We start from the raw sequence: 19,458 nt of genomic DNA, 5'->3' as shown, positions 1-19,458 counted from the left end.
ATGCGTCGGGAGCTACGCAGTGGTCGCGCGAGCCCATGGCAACCTCACGCAATCAATTGCATTTCGAGCGTTGACAATCCCGGCTTTTCGTTCTTCAATGAACGCCGGCCCGTGGTTTCCCGTGTCCACGCGCCGGCGCTCCTCGGCTTTCTTGTTCGATTCATGCGTGAATCGTTGGGTGACGCCTGCGCGTGTTTTGCGCGGGCTCGCCTCCTTTTCGAGGGTCGCCTCACCTCTGGCGGCAAGTTCCGCCTGCGGCGCACCGGGAAGGCTCGTCGGCGACACGCCGACGAACAACAAGGAGAGGAATGTCATGCGCACCCTGTGCAATTCCGCGGCCGTTCGCCTCGGCCAGGCCGTTCTTTCGCTCGGGATCTTGCTGGCTGGCCGCGAAGCGTTGGCCAATACATTGACGCAGAACAGCTCGTGGACGATCGACCGCGCGGGTACGACGGCAAAATATCGCGTCGTCGCCTACGGCGACTCCATCTTCGCCGGCTACAACGGAAGCCTTTCGAACGTCGACAAGCGCGCCGCCACCTGGGTGCAGGGTGAATATCTCTCGAATAGCTGGAACAGCGACATCGAGGTCATCCGCCGCACGAAGTCGGGCGCGAAGGCCGACGACATCTACAACAACAAGATCGTCAACGAGAAGTCGCACATGCAGGCGGCGAACACCCGCGTCGTCACGTTCGAGATGTGCGGCAACGACTTCTTGCAGGCGCGCGACAGCTTCGCCGACCAGAGCGGCACGTGTAGCTACGGCGTCCTCGACACGGCGCTCGCGAACTGTACCAAGTACCAGGAGCTCGCGATGCAGTTCATCAACGCGAACGCGAACGCCGCGACGAAGAAGAAGATGATCATGAACCTCTACTATCCCGGCTACGACGCCGACAACGGCATGTCGAGCTGCACGGAGGCGTCGACGGGACAGAAGATCAACAAGCAAGACGCCATGTTCCCGCGCCTGGCGCGCAGCAATTACCGCGCATGCAAGTTCGCGGCGCAGTACGGCTTCGAGTGCGTCGACGCGTTCGCGGAGTACATGGGCGCCGACTACGATTCCAACGGCGACGGGAAGATCGACGTCGACGGGCTCCGCTACATCCCGGGCGAAACCGAGGAAGCGTATGTGAAACGTATCACGAGCACGCTGCGCGGCACGATCCGGGACGCGAACAGCCATTACGAGAGCGCGGGCACGAGCTTCGACTACATCCTCTCCGACAACACGCACCCCACGTACTCGGGCGCCACCATTTACGTGGGCCTCCTCGGCGGCACGGGCTCCGGCTCGGGCGCGCCGGAGTACTCGGGCGCGCAGATCGTGGGCGGAAAGAACCCGGTCTGGAACCGGTTCGGCCACGAGCGCGCGGGCTGGGCGCACGCGCTCTTCAATCCGCTCGCCCCCTGATCGATCCATGACGAAACACCGCCCCGCCGAGCGCTCGCGTGGAGCCGTCCGCCGGTCCGTCGACCGGGACGGCGTCGTCCACGTCGAGCTCCGGCGGGGAGGTCTTCCCCTCGGGCCGATCGCCTTTGGCCTCGTCGCGGCAGGGATCCTCGTATTTCTGTCGTGGAAATGGACCAGGGAGACGCCCGCGGAGGTGGCTTCGGGCGCGACAGCGAAACCTGGACAAACCACGGAGGCCCGCGCGCCTGCACGACCCCAGGGCGCGCCGACGCTCCGCTTGGCCGCGCGGTCCGCCCCCGCCGCGGACCTCGCGCCGAAGGCCCGCGCGATGGGCGCCGACGATCCGGATCCGGAAGGCGAGGATTTCCCGGACGAGCCTTCCGCTTCCGACGACCCGGCCGAGGGCGCGGAGGAAGGCGCCGCGCCTGCGGGGGCCGCTGCGAAAGGCAAGACGGGCATTCACGCGTTCCCCGCGCCCGGGACAAAACGGATCAAGCAGGGCCTCGTCGTCCCCGACGATTTCCCGTTGCCGCCCGGCTACGTGCGGCATTACCAGGCGACCGACAAGGGCCAGATGCTCGAAGCCATCTTGCTCTACCACCCCGATTACGAGCTCGTCGACGCGAGCGGCAAGGGGCTCCCCATTCCGCCTGATCGTGTCGTCCCGCCGAACATGGCCCCGGAAGGTTTGCCCCTCGCCACCCTGGAGGTCCCGGCGGACGCCTACGCGGACCGCGACGAACAGGGCCCCGCCTCGAATGCCGACCCCGGACAAACCGGCGTCGAGGAAGAGAAACCCGCGGACGAAGAGCCATGAGCGCGCGCTCCCTCCCGAAGCGCCTGCGCCGGTTCTGGACCTCGAAGCGCCTCCGGGATCGGCTCCTCGTCCTCACGCTCGGCGCGTTCGCCTCGGCGTATCTGCTCGGCGTTTGTAGCCGCACGGCGGGCGCGTCGTACCTCGCGTGTCTCGTCACGTTCGTGCCCTGGCTCCTCACGCTCGAGCGCGCCGAGCGTTTTCGCGACGCCCTCTTCGCCGGCCTTGTGATGAGCGTGTTTTCCGTGGCGCTCGTGTTTCCCTGGTTCCCCGAAACCGCGGCCTCGTACGCGGGGACCTCGCCGAGCCTCGTCTGGCCTCTCTTTTTGCTCCTCGCGCCCGTGCTCGAACCCCAATTCGTGGTGTTTGCCCTCGTGCGCCTCGCCGTGCGCCGCGCCGATCGGCCGCACCCCGCGCTCCGGGCCGCCCTCGCGGCCGCCGCCGCGTACGTCGGCGTCGAGCTCGTCTTTCCCAAGCTCTTTTTCGATACCGTGGGGCTCGGCCTCCACCCGGCCGCATCCTTGCGCCAGGGGGCCGAGATCGTCGGCGCGCACGGGCTCTCGTTCCTCCTGCTCCTCGTGAACGAGGGCCTCGCGCGCTCGATCGTGCGCCTCGCGCGTGCGCCCAAGGCGCGCGGATTCGACCATCCGGCTGTGCCCGCGGCGCTCGGGATCCTCGCCGTCCTTGCCGGCGCGGGGTATGGCCACGCCCGGCGCGCGGCGCTCGCGGATGCGAACGAAAAGCCTGCGATCACGGTCGGGATTGTCCAGGCGAACATCACGAGCTACGACAAACTTCGCGCCGAGAAGGGCGCTTTCGAGACGGTCCGCACGATCCTCGACGCGCACGTCAAGCTCTCCGACACGATTCGCACCCAGAAACGACTCGACCTCCTCGTCTGGCCCGAGACCGTCTATCCGACGACGTTCGGCGCGCCGAAGAGCGAGGCGGGCGCGGCCTTCGACGAGGAAATCGGCGCGTACGTGGCGAAGACGGGCGTGCCGCTGGTCTTCGGATCGTACGAGAGCGAAGGGGACGACGAGTTCAATGCGGCGTTTTTTCTGACGAACGACGCGAACGGCAAGGTGCAGCGCGCTTCGTATCGCAAGCGCATGCTGTTTCCGTTCACCGAGTGGGTCCCGCCGGTGCTCGATTCACCCTCGCTGCGCAGCATGATGCCCTGGGCGGGGCACTGGAAACGGGGGCCGGGCCCGGAGGTCGTGCGGGTGGGGTCGTCCGGGCACGAAGCCATCACCGCGCTGCCGCTCATCTGTTACGACGTCCTTTTCCCCGGGTTCGTCGCCGAGGCCGCCGCGAAAGGCGCGGATCTCATCGTCACGCTTTCCAATGACTCGTGGTTCCCGGACGGGCGCGCCCCCAGGCTGCACCTCGTCTCCGCCGCGTTCCGCAGCATCGAGACGCGCCTGCCGCAGGTCCGCGCCACGAACTCCGGCATTTCGGCGATCGTTTCGCCCGACGGAGACATCCTCGCGCGGACGCGCTTCGACGAGGAAGACACGCTTTCCGCCGACGTACCGCGCGGCGCGCGTATCGTGACGCCGATGGTCGCGTTCGGGCACCTGCGCGCGCCCGTGCTGCTCGCGCTCGCGGCGCTTTTCCTCGGACACGCGTGGTGGTTCAGAGCAAGGCCGTGTAATCCTCGAGCGCCTCGACCGGAACCCCGTACCGCGCCGCGACGTCCTCGATCCAAGGGCCCCGCCGCCGCGCCATGAGGAAGGCCGACACGCGCGAGGCGACGTAAAACGACCCGCTCAGCGGCCCCGCGACGCCGAGCACGCCCGTGACCCACGGGACGTGCCGCCCGATGAGCTCGAGCTGGAGCTGGCGCAGCAGGAAGTAGCCCGCGACGCCGAGCACGAGCCCGAGGGAGATGCAGGGCACGATGACGAGCTTGTTCAGGCGCATGGCCCGCCGCGCGAGCTCCGACGCGGCCGCGGCCTCGGCCTCGGGCCCATGTGGCCTCCCTGGCGAGGCTGCGCGGTACGGCCCTTCCCTCGTTCCATCCATACAGCCCCCGAGGGTATCAGGGATGGCCGGCTCAGGCGAGCAAGTGCGCGAGGACGTACACGGGGATCAGGACGAAATACGCGATGTCCGCGAGGATCTCGGCGGCGCGGCGCAGGCCTATCGCGCGACGCGGGAGCAGGTACGTCACGCCGAGCGCGAGCACCTCCACGACGATACGCACGAGGCCCGCGTACACGACGAGCGCGCCGAGCACGCCCACCCATCGCACGAGGAAGGCGCCGAGATACGGGCCGAGGCCGAAGAGGTGATATTGCCCGAACGGCCCGCCATACATGATGTACTGGTGCAGGCGAAAAAGGATGAGCGCCAGGCTGAGCGGGATCAGCCCGTATTTCACCACGAAATAGGGCCAGCTCCTCCGGCCGTGCGTGCGCCGCGCCTCGGCGAAACCAATGGCGGGGTGATCGAGCGCCGCGCGGGCCGCGGGGAGGTGTTCGCCGAGGGCCGAGAGCAGGCGCGCGGGATCACGGAGCACGAGGCGGCACCGGAACGAGCGGTTCGAGCCGAGGACGAGCCGGAGACCCGGGCCGGGCAGCGGCACGCGCCACGGACAGATGGCCTGGATGGAATCGAAGGGAATCTCGAATCGCTCGCGGCGCAACGTGAGCGCGAGCCTGTGGTCCCCGACCTCGACGTTGCCGCGATGATTGCGGCCGAGCAGGAGCGCGAGGAGGAGGGGGCCGCCCGAGAAAAGGGTGATGCCGAGCGCGACGGCGAGCGGCGGCGCGGTCCTCGACCCGGTCACGATATCGGTGGCGATGTGCGCGGCGACGTAGAGGACGTTGAGGAGGGCGGCGAGGCGCAGCGCCACGGCGAGCGCCCGCGTGGCCGGACCATAGGCATGGACGTTGAATTCACCTCGCCCGGGGGGGCTCGTCTCCACGGGGGAATCGGGCGCGTCGGCCATGCGTGCACGATAGCACGCGATTCAGGCGATATCTTCCAGCTCGCGACCGCGCGTCTCCGGCAATGTGAGCAGGATCAGGGCGATGGCGAGCACCGGGAAGACGACGGTGGAAGACACGGCCTTGGCCCATCCCACAGATTCGGCGGCGTACCCGACGAGGACGGGGGTGACGCATTGCGCGGTGCGGCCGAAGAGGTGGTTCGACCACCCGAAAGCGTCGCTGCGCAGCTCCGTGGGAAAGAGCTCCGTGTTGTAGGCGGCGAGCACGGAGCCCGTCGCGGTGATGCCGCCCATCGCGAACACGAGCGAGATCAGGACGAGCGCAGAAGAGCCGGCGAGATAACAACCGGCCGTGCCGGCCACGACCCAGAGGTAAATGAGGACGGCGGCCCCGCGCCGGCCGAGGGTGTCGAGCAGCTTCGCGGAGATGAATGCGAGCGGCAGCCCGGCGACGGCGGCGATGGAGATGTAAAGCCCGACGCGCCCCTCCGTGTAGCCACGTTCCCCCATCGCGTGCTCCTTCCAGAACATGATCGCGTTCGTGGTGCACGCGTAGGTGAGCATCCAGATGGCCGCGAGCAGGAGCATCCGGTTTCGATGGGGCGGAGACAGGATCTGCGTGAACGGCCTCTTCGCGAGTTTCGTGCCCTCGACCTGCTCGGTGAAGCGGCGTGTCTCGCGCAGGGATCGCCGGGCGACGGCGAGCAGGAAGAGCGGCGCTGTCCCGAGCACGTAGATGCCCCGCCAGCCGAGGGGCGATTGGACCACGGCGGGCGTGATCCCCGCGCAGACGATGGCGCCGACGCCCGTCAGCGCATTCAAGACGCCGATGTAAAGACCGCGGCGATCGGCGGGGAACTCCTCGGCGGCGACGACGAGGGAGAGGGCCCACTCGGCGATGAGGAAAAACCGCGCGGCGATCTGCGCGGCGCCGAACGTGAACGGCCCGCGGGCGAGCGCGGTGAGCGCGGTGCAGACGGCGTACCCGAGGATCGTGATGGCGAGGACGCCGCGCCGCCCGGCGCGGTCGGCGTACCGGACGAGGCCGTAGGACAGGATCGAGCCGGCGCAGATGGCCCCGACGAGCCAGCCCGCGTCGCTCGGCGACAGGCCCATTTCGGCGCGGATCGCGGGCAGGAGCTGCGTCAGGGCGAACGTGTCGAACCCCTCGAAGAAGCTCGCCACGCCGAGGAACACGAAGAGGCGGCGGTGGTATCGATCGTCGCTCATCCGGACCTGCTTTCGTGCGTACCAGGGAAACGAGCCTTTCACAAGCTCGGGTCGCGCCTCCGCACGCCCACGTCGCCGTCGTTCGCCGCGCTCCACGACTGGCCCAACCGGTCCGTCTGGTAAAACCTCCGCCGCCTCCGGTTCCATGGGGCCAAACCTGGGGTTGCAGGTCGCCAAACCATTTCGAACGCCCGTGGCTTGACGAAGCCGTGGATCTCGGCTAAGTGCGGCGTAAGGGGTTCCCGAAAGACAAACATGAGATACCACGCGGACCTCCACGTCCATTCACGATACTCTCGCGCTACGAGCTCGGACTGTGACCTGTTTCACCTCGCCTGGTGGGCGCGGCGCAAGGGGATCACGGTCGTCGGCACGGGCGATTTCACGCATCCGGCATGGAGGGCGGAGCTCAAGCAGAAGCTCGTCCCGGCCGAGCCGGGGCTCTTTCGGCTGCAGAGCGACATCGAGCAGGCCGTCTCGGCGCGCCTCGAAGGCCCTTGCCGAGGGACCGTGCGCTTCATGCTCTCGGTCGAGATCTCGACCATTTACAAGAAAGGCGAGCGCGTCCGGAAGGTGCATCACCTCGTGTACGTGCCTGATTTCGAGGCGGCCGAGCGCTTCGTCGCGGCGCTCGCCCGTGTGGGCAACCTGAGCGCCGACGGCCGGCCCATCCTCGGCCTCGACTCGCGGCACCTCCTCGAGATGGTGCTCGCGTCGGGCCCGGGGAGTTACCTCGTCCCGGCGCACATCTGGACGCCCTGGTTCTCCGTGCTCGGCTCGAAGGCCGGCTTCGACGCGGTCGAGGAGTGTTACGGGGACCTCGCGCCCCACGTCTTCGCCCTGGAGACGGGGTTGTCCTCGGATCCGGCGATGAACTGGCGGCTCTCCCGGCTCGACCGCTACCGCCTCGTATCGAGCTCGGACGCGCATTCGCCGCCGAAGCTCGGGCGCGAGACCACGGTCTTCGACGGTCCGATCGATTACTTCTCGCTCCGCCGCGCCCTGGAGACGGGCGAGGGGTTCGTCGGGACGATGGAGTTTTTCCCCGAGGAGGGCAAATACCACCTCGACGGGCACCGGGCGTGCGGCGTGCGCCTCGAACCCTCGGAGACGCTCGCGCGGGGCGAGCTTTGTCCGGCCTGCGGGCGGCCCGTCACGGTGGGCGTCTTGAGCCGTGTCGAGACGCTCGCCGACCGCGACGAGGGGTACAGGCCGGAGAACGCCCCTGATTTTCGCAGCGTCGTGCCGCTGCCGGAGGTCCTCGCCGAGCTCTCCTCCGTGGGGCCGTCGAGCCAGGTCGTGGAGCAGAGCTACCGGGGGCTGCTCTCCCGGCTCGGGCCGGAGCTCTTCATTCTGGAGGATGCGCCGCTCGAAGACATCACGCGGGCGGGCTCGTCGCTCTTGTCGGAGGGGATCGCGCGGATGCGCGCGGGGCGTGTGATTCGCGACGCCGGCTACGACGGCGAATACGGGACGATCCGGCTCTTCACGCCGGACGAGATCAAGCGCCGCCCCGTGGTCGCGCTCCTCTTCGAGGACGAGCCGCGCCCGACGTCCCCTTCGAACAAGCCAGCGCGCGCCGCTGCCACGGACAAACCCGGCCGCAAGAAAAAAGGCACGGAAGGGGAGCCGGCGGTGTCGTTGTTTGCGCCGCGGATCGAGCCGATGACACCGGAGGGCCCTTCCTCGCTCCTCGACGGCCTCGATCCCGATCAACGCGCGGCGGCCGAGGTCGTGCGGGGGCCGCTCCTCGTGGTCGCGGGGCCGGGCACGGGAAAAACCCGCACGCTCACGCATCGGATCGCGCATCTCGTTCATGAGCAGGGCATCCCGCCCGAGCGGATCCTGGCGATCACGTTCACGCGCCGCGCGGCCGACGAGATGCGCGAGCGGCTCGTGGTGCTGCTCGGTGACGTGGGCGCGCGCGTGCCGGCGATGACGTTCCACGCGCTCGGGCTCCTGATCTTGCGTGAATATGGCGACCGCGCGGAGATCGGCATTGCGGGGGAGCGCGAGCGGATCCAGCTCGTCGCGGAGGCGCTCTCCGTGACCGAGCGCAAAGCAACGCAGCTTTGTGCGGGCATCTCCCGATGGAAGCGCCGTGTGGCGCGCCGGTCCGAGGCTTTGCTGCGTCCCCCGGAAGAGTATTCCCCGGGCAGCGACCTCGACCGCGCCTGGGCTGCCTACGAGGAGGGGCTCGCGGCGCGGAACCTCGTCGATTTCGACGACCTCGTCACGCTCGCGGTGGAGCTCCTCGAATCCCGCCCCGACGTGCTCCTCGCCTTGCGCGAGCGTTTCGTGCACGTCTCGGTCGACGAGTTCCAGGACGTGGACGAACGGCAATACCGCCTCTTGCTGCGCCTCGCGGGCGAGGCGCAGAACGTCTGCGCGATCGGCGATCCGGACCAGGCCATTTACGGCTTCCGCGGCTCGGACGTCTCGTTTTTCTTCCGGTTCCGGGAGGACTATCCCGCGGCGAGCGTGGTGCGCCTCGGCAAGAACTATCGCTCGACGCGTACGATTGTCGATGCGGCGCTCGGCGTCATCGCGCCCTCGCCGACGGTCGGCGAGCGTGTGCTCCGCCCGCTCATCGAGGATCGGAGCCGCATCGTGACCCACGAGGCGCGGACCGAGCGCGCCGAGGCCGAGTGGGTCGTGCACGTGATCGAGCGCCTCGTCGGCGGCACCTCGCTCTTCTCCATGGATACGGGCCGCGTCGCGCCCGAGGACGGGGAGGGGACCCACGCATTTGGCGACGTGGCCATTCTGTACCGGACCGACGCGCAATCCCACGCGCTCGTCGAAGCGCTCCGCCGCTCGGGCATGCCATTTCAGCGGCGTACGCACGATCGGGTGCTGGAGCGGGCGGCGGCGATGGCCATCGTGCGATTGTTCGTCGCGACGTATACGCCGGGCGCGCCGCTCGCCCCATCGCTCCAGACGGCCGCGGCGCGCGTGCGCGAGGAGATCGCGGCGCCCCACGAGCCCGAGGCTGCGGCCCCGGTCGCGCCCGGGGAGGGCGCGGAGGCGCCGTCGTTCGGGGAGGCCGACGTCGACGCGGCGCTCGTGGTGCTGCTCGCGATTGCGACGCGCGCGGGCGAGGACGCCGAGCGGTTTCGCCTGGAGGTGGCGCTGGAGGTGGAGGTGGACACCTGGGATCCGCGGGCGGATCGGATCTCGCTGCTCACGCTCCACGCCTCGAAGGGCCTCGAATTCCGGGTGGTGCTCGTCGTGGGCTGCGAGGACGGCCTCTTGCCACTACGATTCAAAGGGCGCGAGGAAGAAGCCGACGTGGCCGAGGAGCGCAGGCTCTTTTACGTGGGCATGACACGCGCCCGAGAGCGTCTCTTCCTCTCGTACGCGCGTGAACGTGTTCGCCACGGCAAACCCGCGGCGATGGAGGCCTCGCCGTTCCTGCGTGAGATCGAGGAGCGGCTCCTCACCGAGGAGACGGCCGATATGTCGAAGAAGGGGCCGGATCCGCGGAAGAAGCAGCTCACCTTGTTTTGACGGGGGGAGCGGGGGCCCGACGTGTCGGGCCCCCTGGAGCATTCAGAGCGAAGGCTCGTTTGCCTTGTCCGCCGCGGCGCGGGCCGCCTCCTCATTCTTGCGGCGGGTTGCGGCGGCTTTGATGCCGACCTGCGCGACGTATTTCAGCAGTTTTTCGAATGCAGCCTCGACGGTGGGGTCCTTCCGGGCCGCGGTGCGCTTGACGGTCTCGGCGAGCTGCGAGAACTCGGCTTCGCGCTGATCCTCGTGATAAGCGATGCTCTCTTCGAGGACCTCGACCAGCTTGCGGGCATCCCCGAGCAGCTCCTCGAGCTGCTTGATGCTCGCGGTGGAGGTGGCAATGCGCAAGAAGATCTCGACCGAGACGCCGAGCGTCGCGGCGTACGTCGGCAGGGCGCTGGGCAGCTCCGTGAGGACGTCGGGGAGCCCCTCCTGCGCGCGCTTGAGCATTCGCCCGGCCCCCGGCGCCAGGTCGAAGAGGATGTCCTTCACCGTGGTGGCATCGATGAGAAGTTTCCCTGCAAATTGGGATGCGGGTACGTGCGCCATGATTTCCTCCTGGGTTTGTGTGTCCCGGATGCGTACGTCGGAACCATTTGCGTAGGTGGACCTTGGCTACAAAAAGGTGGTGAGGCGGGACAGGCGGGGGAGCGGCGACCTGCGGGCGGGGGTGGGTGAGCTCCTGGCGGAGGCGGGGGAGGTCCTGCCGGGGATCCGGGAGCTCGTGCCGGAGGTGGGCGACGTCGTGGCGGAGGCGGGGGACGTCCTGTCGGAGAGGAACGAGCTCCGGGGGGAGATGGGGCACCTCCTGGCGGAGGTTGGAGCCATCCCAGGCGGAGGTGGGGGGCCTCGTGGCGGAAGGGGGCGATGTTTGGGGAGAGGCAGGCGAGCTCCTGGCGGAGATGGTCGGCCTCCCGCCGGAGATGGAGGGGCGCCTACGGACGGTGGAGGAACGCTTGTCGGAGGTGGAGGGACCTCCTGCCGGAGGTCGAGGGACCTCCGAGAGGAGGTTTGTGTACTGCTTCTCGTGGAAGCTCACGCGCTCTCGAGCGGCGTGTCACTTCAACGCCAGCTTCGCCGTCAAGAAAAAGAACAGGGGTATGTAAATGACGATCGAGCCCGCGATGAGCCCGATCCAGACCCCATCTTGCTCGGCCGGCTTCTTTCGGACGAATTTCACGATCATCAGCCCGAACACTGACAGGAAAAAACCGAGCAAGAATCCCGCCGCCGTGCTCCCCTCGATCTTCCGGCGTTCTGCCCGATCGTCGTAGGTGGCGGAGCATGCGACACACATGAGTTGCCCATTGAGCCCGTAGGTCATCCTCGCGGTAGGGACCGCCGTCCCGCAACGGAAGCACACCGTGGTCGCCGGCGCCCGAGCCGGTCCCGCCGCCTCGATGGCGGCGAAGGTTGCATGGTCCCGCGCGGCGACGTTGTCCGCGTCCCGGGCTTTGTCCCCGTTGTTTTCCCTGCTGGCCTCCTCGTATGCAGCGGCCCGCGCCCGCTCGACATGGGCGTGCACTCCAGGAACATCGCGCACTTCCCGCAGACCAGGTCGCCGCGGCTCGTAAACTCCGTCTCGCTCTGCGGCACGATCGCCCCGCATCGTATGCACGCGACTGTGTTCGTCACGATCGTACAGCCTACGCGCCCATTGCTGCTACCGGCAAGGGTGAACATGTGACGTCGTAGGGTGGAAGCGGGAGCGGAGGCGGCAACAGGGATCTGTTTGTGTACCGTTCCGAGGGAGGCAGAACATGGGCGCGTTCGTGGAGGAGCTATTGAGATCGTATCGATGGCGCGCGAGGCGTATGTTTGGCCTTTCGAGCGTCGAAGATGCGTTTCCCGGAGCCGTGACAGTCATCCAGCGATTCGACTCGGCGCTGCGGCTGAACGTGCATGCGCATACGCTCGTGCTGGATGGGGTATGGGTTTCAACGTCCACGCGGGAGCGGCGATCGATGGTCGGGATCGGAAACGCGTGGAGCGGGGGTGCCGGTACCTGGTGAGGCCGCCGATTGCGACGGAGCGTCTCGGGGTTGTCGGCGAGAACGTCCGGTACGAGTTCCAAAAAGTGTGGCGTGACGGGACGAGGTGCGTCGTGCTGGATCCCTACGACTTTCTCGCTCGGGCATGCGCGATGGCGCCGCCGCCGCGTTTTCATAGGGTGCGGTTTCACGGCGTGCTCGCGCCGAATGCAGCATTGCGAAGAGAAGTCGTTTCGTCGGCACGGTCATCGGCAGCGCCGAAGGTCGCGCCACCCCGAGCGCCATTGCAGTTGTCTCTATTCGGTGAGCTTTTCGATGGGACGACGCCACCGGAGGAAAGGCGCGACGCAAGCCGTGGGCGTGGCTTTTGCGACATGTGTTCGCCATCGATGTCACAGCGTGTCCGAAGTGTGCGAGCACGATGCGGTGGCGAAACGTTGCGCTTACACCGGATGCGATTCGCGAAGGGTTGGCCCGCGCGGGGCTCTCGGCGCGTGGACCGCCGATGCGTAAGCGTGTGCCCCTGGGGCAACTCTCGCTGCCATTCCCGAAAGCGCACCGGCGAGAGCAGCCCTGAGGCGCCGCCTTTGGTGGACGTCTCGCGCTCGCTGTTTGCTGCTGTTTGCCGGCGCCGATGCGTACGTGTGCCCGCAGTGCAAAAGAATTCGATGACGAGCTCGACTTTCCGCGCGAGGCCCACGTGTGGTGGCGTCATGCCGTAGTCGGGGATACGGCCGCGGCGGGGGGCGGCGGGGCGACGGTTCCTGCTCGAGGGTGAAATGGGCTGGTTATTTGCCCTAAGTGCACTTCTCGTGCGGCCCGAGCTGAAGTCGACGCCGGGAGCCCTGCCGGATCCCCCCGAGGGGCCCCGGCGAGCCGCAGCAGGGGCGGGGCAACGAACGGGGCGATGGGTGGGGCATCGCACGGGCCGCGTCCGGTCGAGGGGCACCACCTCTGTCTGGAACGACATAGAAGGTCTCAGCGGTTGCGGGGCGCTTGTTCGGGGAGCTTGAAGCGGTGTGCGCGTTCCCCCTCTTCCACCGCACCCGACGGCCGGATATACTAGCATTGCGATGACGAACAACAACGCGTCGAGAGATGCGGATCCAGCGACGAGAAGCGAGTCTGTAGACAGCTTCGTTCGCAAAGTGGCTCGGGCGCCGGCGATGCAGCCCCCCGTCTCCTTGGAAGTGGGCGCCATCGTCGATGATGCATTCCGAGTCGAGCGAACTCTGGGTCGAGGTGGAATGGGAATCGTCTTCCTCGCGCGCGATATTCGGCTCGATCGGCCGGTTGCGCTCAAGCTTCTACGTTTCGCCGACGCGCGTGCGGAAAAGTTCATGCTCCGTGAGGCAAGGGTCCTGGCACGCTGCACTCACCCCAACGTCGTCACCATCTACGAAGTTGGAACGCATGCAGGGCAGGTCTTCCTTGCAATGGAGTACGTGGACGCGGGAACGCTCCGGAGCTGGTTGAACGAACGACCCCGCAGCTGGCAGGAAATCCTCGATAAATTCTTGCAAGCAGCACGGGGGCTTGCGGCGGCCCACATGGCAGGCCTCGTGCACCACGATTTCAAGCCGGACAATGTGCTCATCGGCAAAGACGCGCGAGTGAGGGTGGCAGATTTCGGGCTTGCTCGGGTTATCTCCCCACAGATGGCCAGCGAGGAGGAGCAGCTTGGCATCGGTCAAAGCCACGTTCCTGCAGGTACACCGGCGTACGCATCACCGGAGCAGCGCACAGGCATGACGGATGCGCGATCCGACCAATACTCGTATTGTGTCGCCCTTCGTGAAGCGCTTACCGGCATTCCGCGCGTCCCCAGCCGGATCCGTCGAATCATCGCTCGCGGGTTCGAAGAAGACCCAAGCCGTCGCTGGGAATCGATGGAGGCCCTGGCTACGCAGCTCGAACTCGCGCGCCGGTCGAGTTCGCGGCGTTTTTGGGCGCTAGGCATCACCATCGCAATGGCATCATCCCTCGGGCTCGTCGCGTTGCGCCCCAAAGCGCTGGTCGTCGAGCCCCATACGTGGACCGGCACCACCTACGATGGGTCGGATGCGGACTTGGGTGCGACGGCCGATCTTACGTGCTTCCTTACGGGGCTCTTCGGCGACCTCGAGGGAGCAGACTGGACGAGGCCCGCGCGCGCGGGTCTTTACGAGGATCCACAGACCATGCGGTGGCGGATGGAAGTGGACTCTCCCGGCGGAGCGATTGTGCACGCCGAATCGACGTGCATCGATAGCGCAGCCGGATATACCGGTGTCAAGAGCTGGGACAGCGCGTCGAACGATTCGCATCCGACCCTGCTCGCGGCCGTGACGCCGCGTCGTCAATGCTTCCTCACCGAAATCATCGGCGTTGACGGTTTGGAATCCGAATTGGATGACATACGTGTTTGGCACGATGGGCAAAATTGGTGGCTCGGGGGGAGCCGCGCGAGCTCGGGGAAGCTTGGGCTCCGCGCCTACGCAGCGTGCATGGACATCGGTCGTGAATTCACGTCCGGAAACCTAGAGGGTCAAGCGGCACCATTGAAGAACGGCGTACCGAAGCAGGACCTGCCCCCCGACGCAACAGTATGTTTTCTCGCCGGTGTCGGCGGCAGGTTTCGCACGAACGAGTTGTACGATGGAGCGGGCATCCGCTACGATAAGCAGACGAAGGCGTGGCAAGTGTATGCCACGAAGGGAAAGCGCTTGTCGTACGTTTGCATCAAGTAAACCTTGGGAGGAGCTGGAAACGTGCCCGATACACTTGTCCGATGTAAGTTGCCTGAAAATTCGGCAGAAAGGAGCGAATTCGAGGCCCAGATGCATAGCCTATTTCGTGCCGGTGAGTTCAGGCAGGTGGTGACAGGCACTTTGCAAGCGTATGGGCCAGAAATCTTCGGCTTCCTACTCGCGATCGTCAGCTCGGAGCACGATGCAGCGGACATCTTTGGTGACTTCAGCTTCGACCTATGGGCGGGCATCACTGTCTTCGAGTGGCGCTGTTCGCTTAGAACGTGGGTCTACACGCTCGCTCGACATCAACTTGGGCGATTCGATCGAACGCAAAAGAGGGAGCGGCGCCACCTGCGTCGAACGCCCATGACGGACATTGCGGAAATCCTGCAGCTCGCGGCGCAGTTGAGCTCCGAGACGCTGCCCCATTTGAAGAGCGAAGCCAAGTCGGCCTTCGTTCTCTTGCGTGAACGACTCGACCCGGAGGACCAAATGCTGCTCATCCTCCGCGTGGATCGGGACCTCGCTTGGACCGACGTGGCGAGCGTGATGGGGGGGGTCAGCGCCGCGGCGCTTCGCAAGCGCTTCGAACGGCTCAAGGAGCGGCTGCACGAGATGGCTCGCGCTGAGAAGCTCGTGTCGGAATGACAACCCGCGAGGGTGCTGCTCGTTCGCACTCGACAGGACGGATATCGAGGGCCCGTGGCGCACCTCCGCCCCGGGGCGGCGGCGGCTCACGCTACGATCTCGACGACGAGGCGTGGCTCCCCGTGCTCAACGAAACGTCGAGCCCGGCGTTGTCAGACAGCACCATGCACAGGATCCACGCGGCCCAATCCCCGCCCTCGCCGCCCTTTTTTGTCCCAGTAGGATTTCGACGGTCACGACGCGAGCGAACGTGGCTCTACCTCAGAGGTCACGCGCCGCCGAATGCGTGTGAAGCAAGCGAGAGAAAACGAATGAAGATCACGATGACTGTTCCGATGTTCCGTCACCTCACCCGCATGACTTCAGCGTGGCTTCTGGGTGCGCGGCTGCGCTGTCCGGATGGGGCTACTGGGCGTGGGGGACCACGACGGACTACGACGGGATTGACATCTCCTCGACGTCTCCCCAGACCTGCGTCCTCAGCGGTGTCGCAGGGAACCTCAATCGCGGCGGAGAATGGTCCAACGACGTGGAATCGATGGCCTGGGTGGGTGCCAAGTATCCGTTGACCGGGACTTGGCTGTATGCGCACGGTGGTGCCTACACGGACCAGCACAACCAGAGGGTCTGGGATAACAATCCTGTGAATGCCAAAGCCACTTGCTTCCCCAGCAACGTTCGCGACGACGCCACGTGGAAGAGCGATAGCGGCGTCGCCGCCCCCGTCAAGATTACCGACCTCGACCCGAACAACCTGCGGCAATGCTACCTCTCCGGCATCTGGGGCATTACCGGCGCGTGGAGCAGCAGCAGCAACTTCGCGCGCGTGGTCAAGAAGACATCGACGGACGCAACCCACCCGACAACGGGATGGTACGTCGAGGCCAATCTCCCTACTGACCCCTACGATGGCTCGCACGCGCGGGTTTTCGGCACGTGCGTGGACTTCCCGCAAGGAACGGTGTGCACCTCGGGCTCTGTGTCCGCCGCAGCCTCTGCAACGAACACCGTCACGATCACCTCGGGCACGGGCATCAAGGGCTGCGCGCTCACCGGGATCACGGGCGCGCTCAACCAGAACGACTGGAACGACGGCGCCTTGATCGCGGCTCCCTCCACCGCCAGCGGGGACTGGTCGCTGAGCGTCAAGAACAACAAGACGGCCACGTGGGCTTGCGCGAAGTGAACCGATCGTAAAATCCGACCGTCAACGCTGGAACCGCGTCCCTCCAACCACCCTGCCAAGTCCGCTCGCCAGCGTTGCCCTACTGTTGCCCCAACCCACGCACCGGAGGGTCTCGGAACGTCTCGTCGCGGTCATCTCCAGCTCGCCCCCTCGATCTCGCAGAACGGCCGGGATCACCGCTGTGTTGCTGCTGATCTCCGTGTGGTTCGAGGGGGCTGCTAGAAGCAGGTCCGATTCCTGCCGGGGGTGCCCGGCCACTCGGCGGGGGCCTTCTTCGCTTGGCGTCGCGCGCCCGAGGAGAGCGGGAAGAGGAGGCGGTGCGGGTTCGGGCGCGCGACGACGATGGGGAGCCACGGATCGAGGGCCCAGCGCGCGAGCGGGAGGAATTCGCGAAGGGTTGGCCCGCGCGGGGCTCTCGGCGCGTGGACCGCCGATGCGTAAGCGTGTGCCCCTGGGGCAACTCTCGCTGCTGGTTATTTGCCCTAAGTGCTCCGCCGAGGTGCCGTGCGTCTACGACGACGACATCGAGCGCATCGCCAAGTCCCGCCACGGTGACGTCATCGCCTACGCCTCGGCGCTGGCCACGCTCCGCCGCCTCGACGTCGCCTTCTCGAAGGACGACGTTGCCCACGCCGGGAGCCTGCGGCGCATCGCCGAGCTCCACGCGAAGAGCATGCAGCTCATGGCGCGCGGCACGAAAGACTTCGCCACCCAGGAGCAGGCCGACATGCTCGCCGCCCTCCTCCGCGCCACCTCCTCGAACGAAGCTCGCCGAGCGCGACGGTCGAAGCGGTCGTGCACGCTGGACGAGCGAACTGCACGGCTACGAGGACGCGCCGGCCATCGTGAGGGCGAACGAGCGATACGTCCGCAACGGGCGGCCGAGCATCGCGACGAGTCGCTCGGCGGCGCCAGGGGCGCCGAGCACTCCTTCGCGAAGGATGCCACGGAACACGAGCTTCAGATCATACGCCCCCGCAGCCGGCATCACGCCGCGCATCCGTTGCTCCACGGCATCGAGATCGTCCCCCTCGTAGGTGACGTTCTCGCCGAGCACGTCGGACCACAACCGAACGATGCTCTGCCCCGTGTGCGCCTCCGGGCCGACGACCTCGATCACCTCGGTCGGGAGTGGCGCGGCCGACCGCTCGCGTCGCAGGAGCTCGAGGGCCGCGACCTCGGCGACATCGAGGAGGTCCACCACCGTGACGCCGACGCTGCCGAGCGGGGTCGTGTAACGATGGTGTCTGGTAATCGCATCCTTCAACGGAACGTCGTTCTGGAAGACCGCGTTCGGCCTCAGGATTGTGGTGGGGAGGCCGAGCTGCCGGATCGTCTGCTCGGCCGCGAGCTTTGCGGCCGCCCTCGACGCGTCGGTAAAGCGGTCGACCCCCATCATCGAGAGGTAGACGACGCGCTGGATCCTCGCCTCGTCGATCAGGCTGAGTGTGAGGAGCACCCTGGCGAGCTCGTCCGCGACGGCCGGGTTCAGGACGAACACCGTGCTGGCCTCGCGGAGCAGACGGCGCATGAGCTCAATATCGAAGATGTCGCCAATCACCTCCTCGACGCCGGCGGGCGCCCCACGTGGAGACGGCTCACTTCCGAACGCGCGGACCTCCGCACCCCGCCTCGCCAGCGCCTCGACCACGTGGGAGCCGATCTGTCCTGTACCGCCGATCGCCAGAATTGCCATGAGTTCCTCCGTGACGTCTCAGGACGCACGCCGCGTCCCGAGTCGCACGTTGAATCCTCCTGCCGTCGAGTGATAGTGGCTGCTTTGGCGCTCGGCGTTCCACTGACGGTACACCCATGGACCTCCTCGCTCTCGTCGCCTTCCATGAGATCGTCGGCCATGGCGGCATTGGCCGCGCGAGCCGTGCCACGGGGCAGCCGAAGACGACCTTGTCACGCCGCCTGAGGGAGCTGGAGGACGCGCTGGGGGTCCGGCTCGTCGAGCGTGGTCCCAAGACGTTCCGGCTCACGGAGGAGGGCGCGATGCTCCACCGGCAAACCGGCGGCTTGCTGGCCGAGATCGAGGACGTGGGCCAAGCCCTCGCCGGCGGGCTCTCCCGTCCGCGCGGACCCCTGAGAGTGAGCGTGCCGGAGCTGTTCGCAGACCTCTACATGGGCCGGATCGCTGCGCGCTTCGTGGCTCGTTATCCCGAGATCGCTCTCGAGGTCCTGAGCGAGAACCGGCTGATCGATCCTCTGATCGAGGGCGTCGATCTCGTGGTGCGCGTCAATCCGCATCTCGACGAGAGCCTCGTCGGGAGGATCGTCATGCGAGAGGAAACCCTCCTCGTCGCGCCGCCATCCCTCGAGAGGCCCGGAAGGCGAGCCGGCGACGAGGCGAGTACCGGCGTGCCAGCGATCATCCTGCCGACGACGGCAGGAATGCCGGTGTGGCTCGTCGAAGGGAAGAACGGGATCGAGGCCTTCACGCCCGTGCCTGTCCTCAGGTCATCCTCGGTGTCGATGGCGTGGCAGGCAGCTCGCAACGGGGCGGGCGCCGCGCTGCTGCCGGGCTCGCTCGTCGATGCGGACCTGCGCTCGGGCAGGCTTATATGCTGGGGTAGCGTCCCCGAGCGGCGGACCGAGATCTGGGCGCTCTACACATCGCGGAGGTTGCTCAGTCCGAAGGTGTCTGCCTTTGTCGAGCTCCTCTGCGCTGCTTTCCCGCACCAGCGCGCCCCGAGGTCGAAGGAAAGCTAGGACCCATCAGCGCTGGAGGAGCGCGGCGACGCCGTCGGCGAGATCGGCGCCGGCATCGGCACCGCCTCGATGCGCTCGCCCTTCGCGTCGAAGCGCTCCACGGTCGGCGCGGTCTCGTCGGTCACCGCGATGAACCCGTCGTCGAGCTTCAGAGGAGGGCACTGGCTCAGATCACCGAACGGCAAGGTTTGTGCGCCTGCTTCTATACGCTTCCAAGCGTCGGGCGCGGGGGCGGGAGCGGAGGCGGAAACGGTTG

Annotated in this window: 19 protein-coding genes and 1 pseudogene; 11 read left to right on the top strand and 9 right to left on the bottom strand. The window is 67.0% G+C overall.

The genetic code is table 11. The features are described from left to right. Positions 1-12: 12 nt before the first annotated feature. Positions 13-315 (bottom strand): hypothetical protein, encoded by a 303-nt coding sequence (locus POL67_RS34310; protein WP_271924833.1) that lies wholly within the window; start codon positions 313-315, stop codon positions 13-15. On the opposite strand from POL67_RS34310, the gene POL67_RS34305 reads away from it, so the two are divergent. Genes POL67_RS34305 through lnt form a run of 3 tightly spaced genes read left to right on the top strand, consistent with a single transcriptional unit; the run spans position 314 to position 3,967 of the window. Continuing rightward, entirely contained in the window at positions 314-1,420 is a 1,107-nt protein-coding gene (locus tag POL67_RS34305; protein ID WP_271924832.1) for an SGNH/GDSL hydrolase family protein, read from the top strand. The genes POL67_RS34310 and POL67_RS34305 overlap by 2 nt on opposite strands. A 7-nt stretch (positions 1,421-1,427) precedes the next feature. Continuing rightward, the gene (locus POL67_RS34300; RefSeq protein ID WP_271924831.1) at positions 1,428-2,237 is read left to right on the top strand and encodes a hypothetical protein; all 810 of its coding nucleotides are present in this window, start codon (positions 1,428-1,430) and stop codon (positions 2,235-2,237) included. Continuing rightward, a complete protein-coding gene (lnt, locus tag POL67_RS34295) occupies positions 2,234-3,967 on the top strand; it encodes an apolipoprotein N-acyltransferase (protein ID WP_271924830.1) in 1,734 nt (577 codons plus the stop codon). The genes POL67_RS34300 and lnt overlap by 4 nt, the downstream gene beginning before the upstream one ends. On the opposite strand, the gene POL67_RS34290 is transcribed toward lnt, so the two are convergent. Genes POL67_RS34290 through POL67_RS34280 form a run of 3 tightly spaced genes read right to left on the bottom strand, consistent with a single transcriptional unit; the run spans position 3,873 to position 6,420 of the window. Next, the gene (locus tag POL67_RS34290; protein ID WP_271924829.1) at positions 3,873-4,262 is read right to left on the bottom strand and encodes a hypothetical protein; all 390 of its coding nucleotides are present in this window, start codon (positions 4,260-4,262) and stop codon (positions 3,873-3,875) included. The two genes, lnt and POL67_RS34290, sit on opposite strands and share 95 nt — an antisense overlap. 31 nt (positions 4,263-4,293) lie before the next feature. Then, positions 4,294-5,190: a hypothetical protein gene (locus POL67_RS34285; protein WP_271924828.1), complete on the bottom strand. Its 897-nt coding sequence runs from the start codon at positions 5,188-5,190 to the stop codon at positions 4,294-4,296. A gap of 21 nt (positions 5,191-5,211) precedes the next feature. Further along, a complete protein-coding gene (locus POL67_RS34280; RefSeq protein WP_271924827.1) occupies positions 5,212-6,420 on the bottom strand; it encodes an MFS transporter in 1,209 nt (402 codons plus the stop codon). Positions 6,421-6,675: 255 nt separating this feature from the next. Here POL67_RS34280 and POL67_RS34275 point away from each other — a divergent pair, with 255 nt between their 5' ends. Beyond that, positions 6,676-9,930, top strand: coding sequence for a UvrD-helicase domain-containing protein (locus POL67_RS34275; RefSeq protein ID WP_271924826.1), 3,255 nt, complete (start codon positions 6,676-6,678; stop codon positions 9,928-9,930). Between the two features lie 42 nt (positions 9,931-9,972). Here POL67_RS34275 and POL67_RS34270 read toward each other — a convergent pair whose 3' ends face one another. Further along, entirely contained in the window at positions 9,973-10,479 is a 507-nt protein-coding gene (locus POL67_RS34270; protein WP_271924825.1) for a hypothetical protein, read from the bottom strand. A 508-nt stretch (positions 10,480-10,987) separates the two neighbouring features. Continuing rightward, positions 10,988-11,455 carry a hypothetical protein gene (locus POL67_RS34265; RefSeq protein WP_271924824.1) on the bottom strand — a complete coding sequence of 156 codons (468 nt, stop codon included), beginning with the start codon at positions 11,453-11,455 and terminating at the stop codon, positions 10,988-10,990. 235 nt (positions 11,456-11,690) lie between these two features. On the opposite strand from POL67_RS34265, the gene POL67_RS54350 reads away from it, so the two are divergent. The 5 genes from POL67_RS54350 (at position 11,691) to POL67_RS34250 (ending at position 16,487) form a co-directional block, all read left to right on the top strand. Further along, on the top strand, positions 11,691-11,942 hold the full coding sequence (locus POL67_RS54350) for a transposase (RefSeq protein ID WP_373372376.1): 252 nt from the start codon (positions 11,691-11,693) through the stop codon (positions 11,940-11,942). Next, positions 11,861-12,643: a transposase gene (locus POL67_RS54345; protein ID WP_373372375.1), complete on the top strand. Its 783-nt coding sequence runs from the start codon at positions 11,861-11,863 to the stop codon at positions 12,641-12,643. Before POL67_RS54350 ends, POL67_RS54345 begins: the two co-directional genes overlap by 82 nt. A 351-nt stretch (positions 12,644-12,994) precedes the next feature. Beyond that, the gene (locus POL67_RS34260) at positions 12,995-14,650 is read left to right on the top strand and encodes a serine/threonine-protein kinase (protein ID WP_271924823.1); all 1,656 of its coding nucleotides are present in this window, start codon (positions 12,995-12,997) and stop codon (positions 14,648-14,650) included. Positions 14,651-14,671: 21 nt separating this feature from the next. Then, complete coding sequence (locus tag POL67_RS34255; protein WP_271924822.1) at positions 14,672-15,301, top strand: RNA polymerase sigma factor; 630 nt, start codon at positions 14,672-14,674, stop codon at positions 15,299-15,301. Between the two features lie 529 nt (positions 15,302-15,830). Then, complete coding sequence (locus POL67_RS34250; protein ID WP_271924821.1) at positions 15,831-16,487, top strand: hypothetical protein; 657 nt, start codon at positions 15,831-15,833, stop codon at positions 16,485-16,487. Between the two features lie 564 nt (positions 16,488-17,051). On the opposite strand, the gene POL67_RS34245 is transcribed toward POL67_RS34250, so the two are convergent. Both POL67_RS34245 and POL67_RS34240 read right to left on the bottom strand, forming a co-directional pair. Further along, positions 17,052-17,216 (bottom strand): hypothetical protein, encoded by a 165-nt coding sequence (locus POL67_RS34245; protein ID WP_271924820.1) that lies wholly within the window; start codon positions 17,214-17,216, stop codon positions 17,052-17,054. Positions 17,217-17,310: 94 nt separating this feature from the next. Then, positions 17,311-18,183, bottom strand: coding sequence for an SDR family oxidoreductase (locus POL67_RS34240; protein WP_271924819.1), 873 nt, complete (start codon positions 18,181-18,183; stop codon positions 17,311-17,313). 116 nt (positions 18,184-18,299) lie between these two features. Between POL67_RS34240 and POL67_RS34235 the strand changes: the two are divergent. Both POL67_RS34235 and POL67_RS34230 read left to right on the top strand, forming a co-directional pair. Further along, positions 18,300-18,470: pseudogene (locus tag POL67_RS34235) on the top strand (helix-turn-helix domain-containing protein); the annotation flags it as partial. 39 nt (positions 18,471-18,509) lie between these two features. Then, positions 18,510-19,202 (top strand): substrate binding domain-containing protein, encoded by a 693-nt coding sequence (locus POL67_RS34230; RefSeq protein WP_271930935.1) that lies wholly within the window; start codon positions 18,510-18,512, stop codon positions 19,200-19,202. On the opposite strand, the gene POL67_RS34225 is transcribed toward POL67_RS34230, so the two are convergent. After that, positions 19,199-19,387, bottom strand: a complete 189-nt coding sequence (locus POL67_RS34225; RefSeq protein WP_271924818.1) for a hypothetical protein — start codon at positions 19,385-19,387, stop codon at positions 19,199-19,201. The genes POL67_RS34230 and POL67_RS34225 overlap by 4 nt on opposite strands. Positions 19,388-19,458: the final 71 nt, after the last annotated feature.

Source organism: Polyangium mundeleinium (assembly GCF_028369105.1).
Classification (GTDB): Bacteria; Myxococcota_A; Polyangia; order Polyangiales; family Polyangiaceae; genus Polyangium; species Polyangium mundeleinium.
The sequence above is the reverse complement of the archived record's forward strand: the minus strand, read 5'-3'. Positions and strand labels throughout refer to the sequence as shown.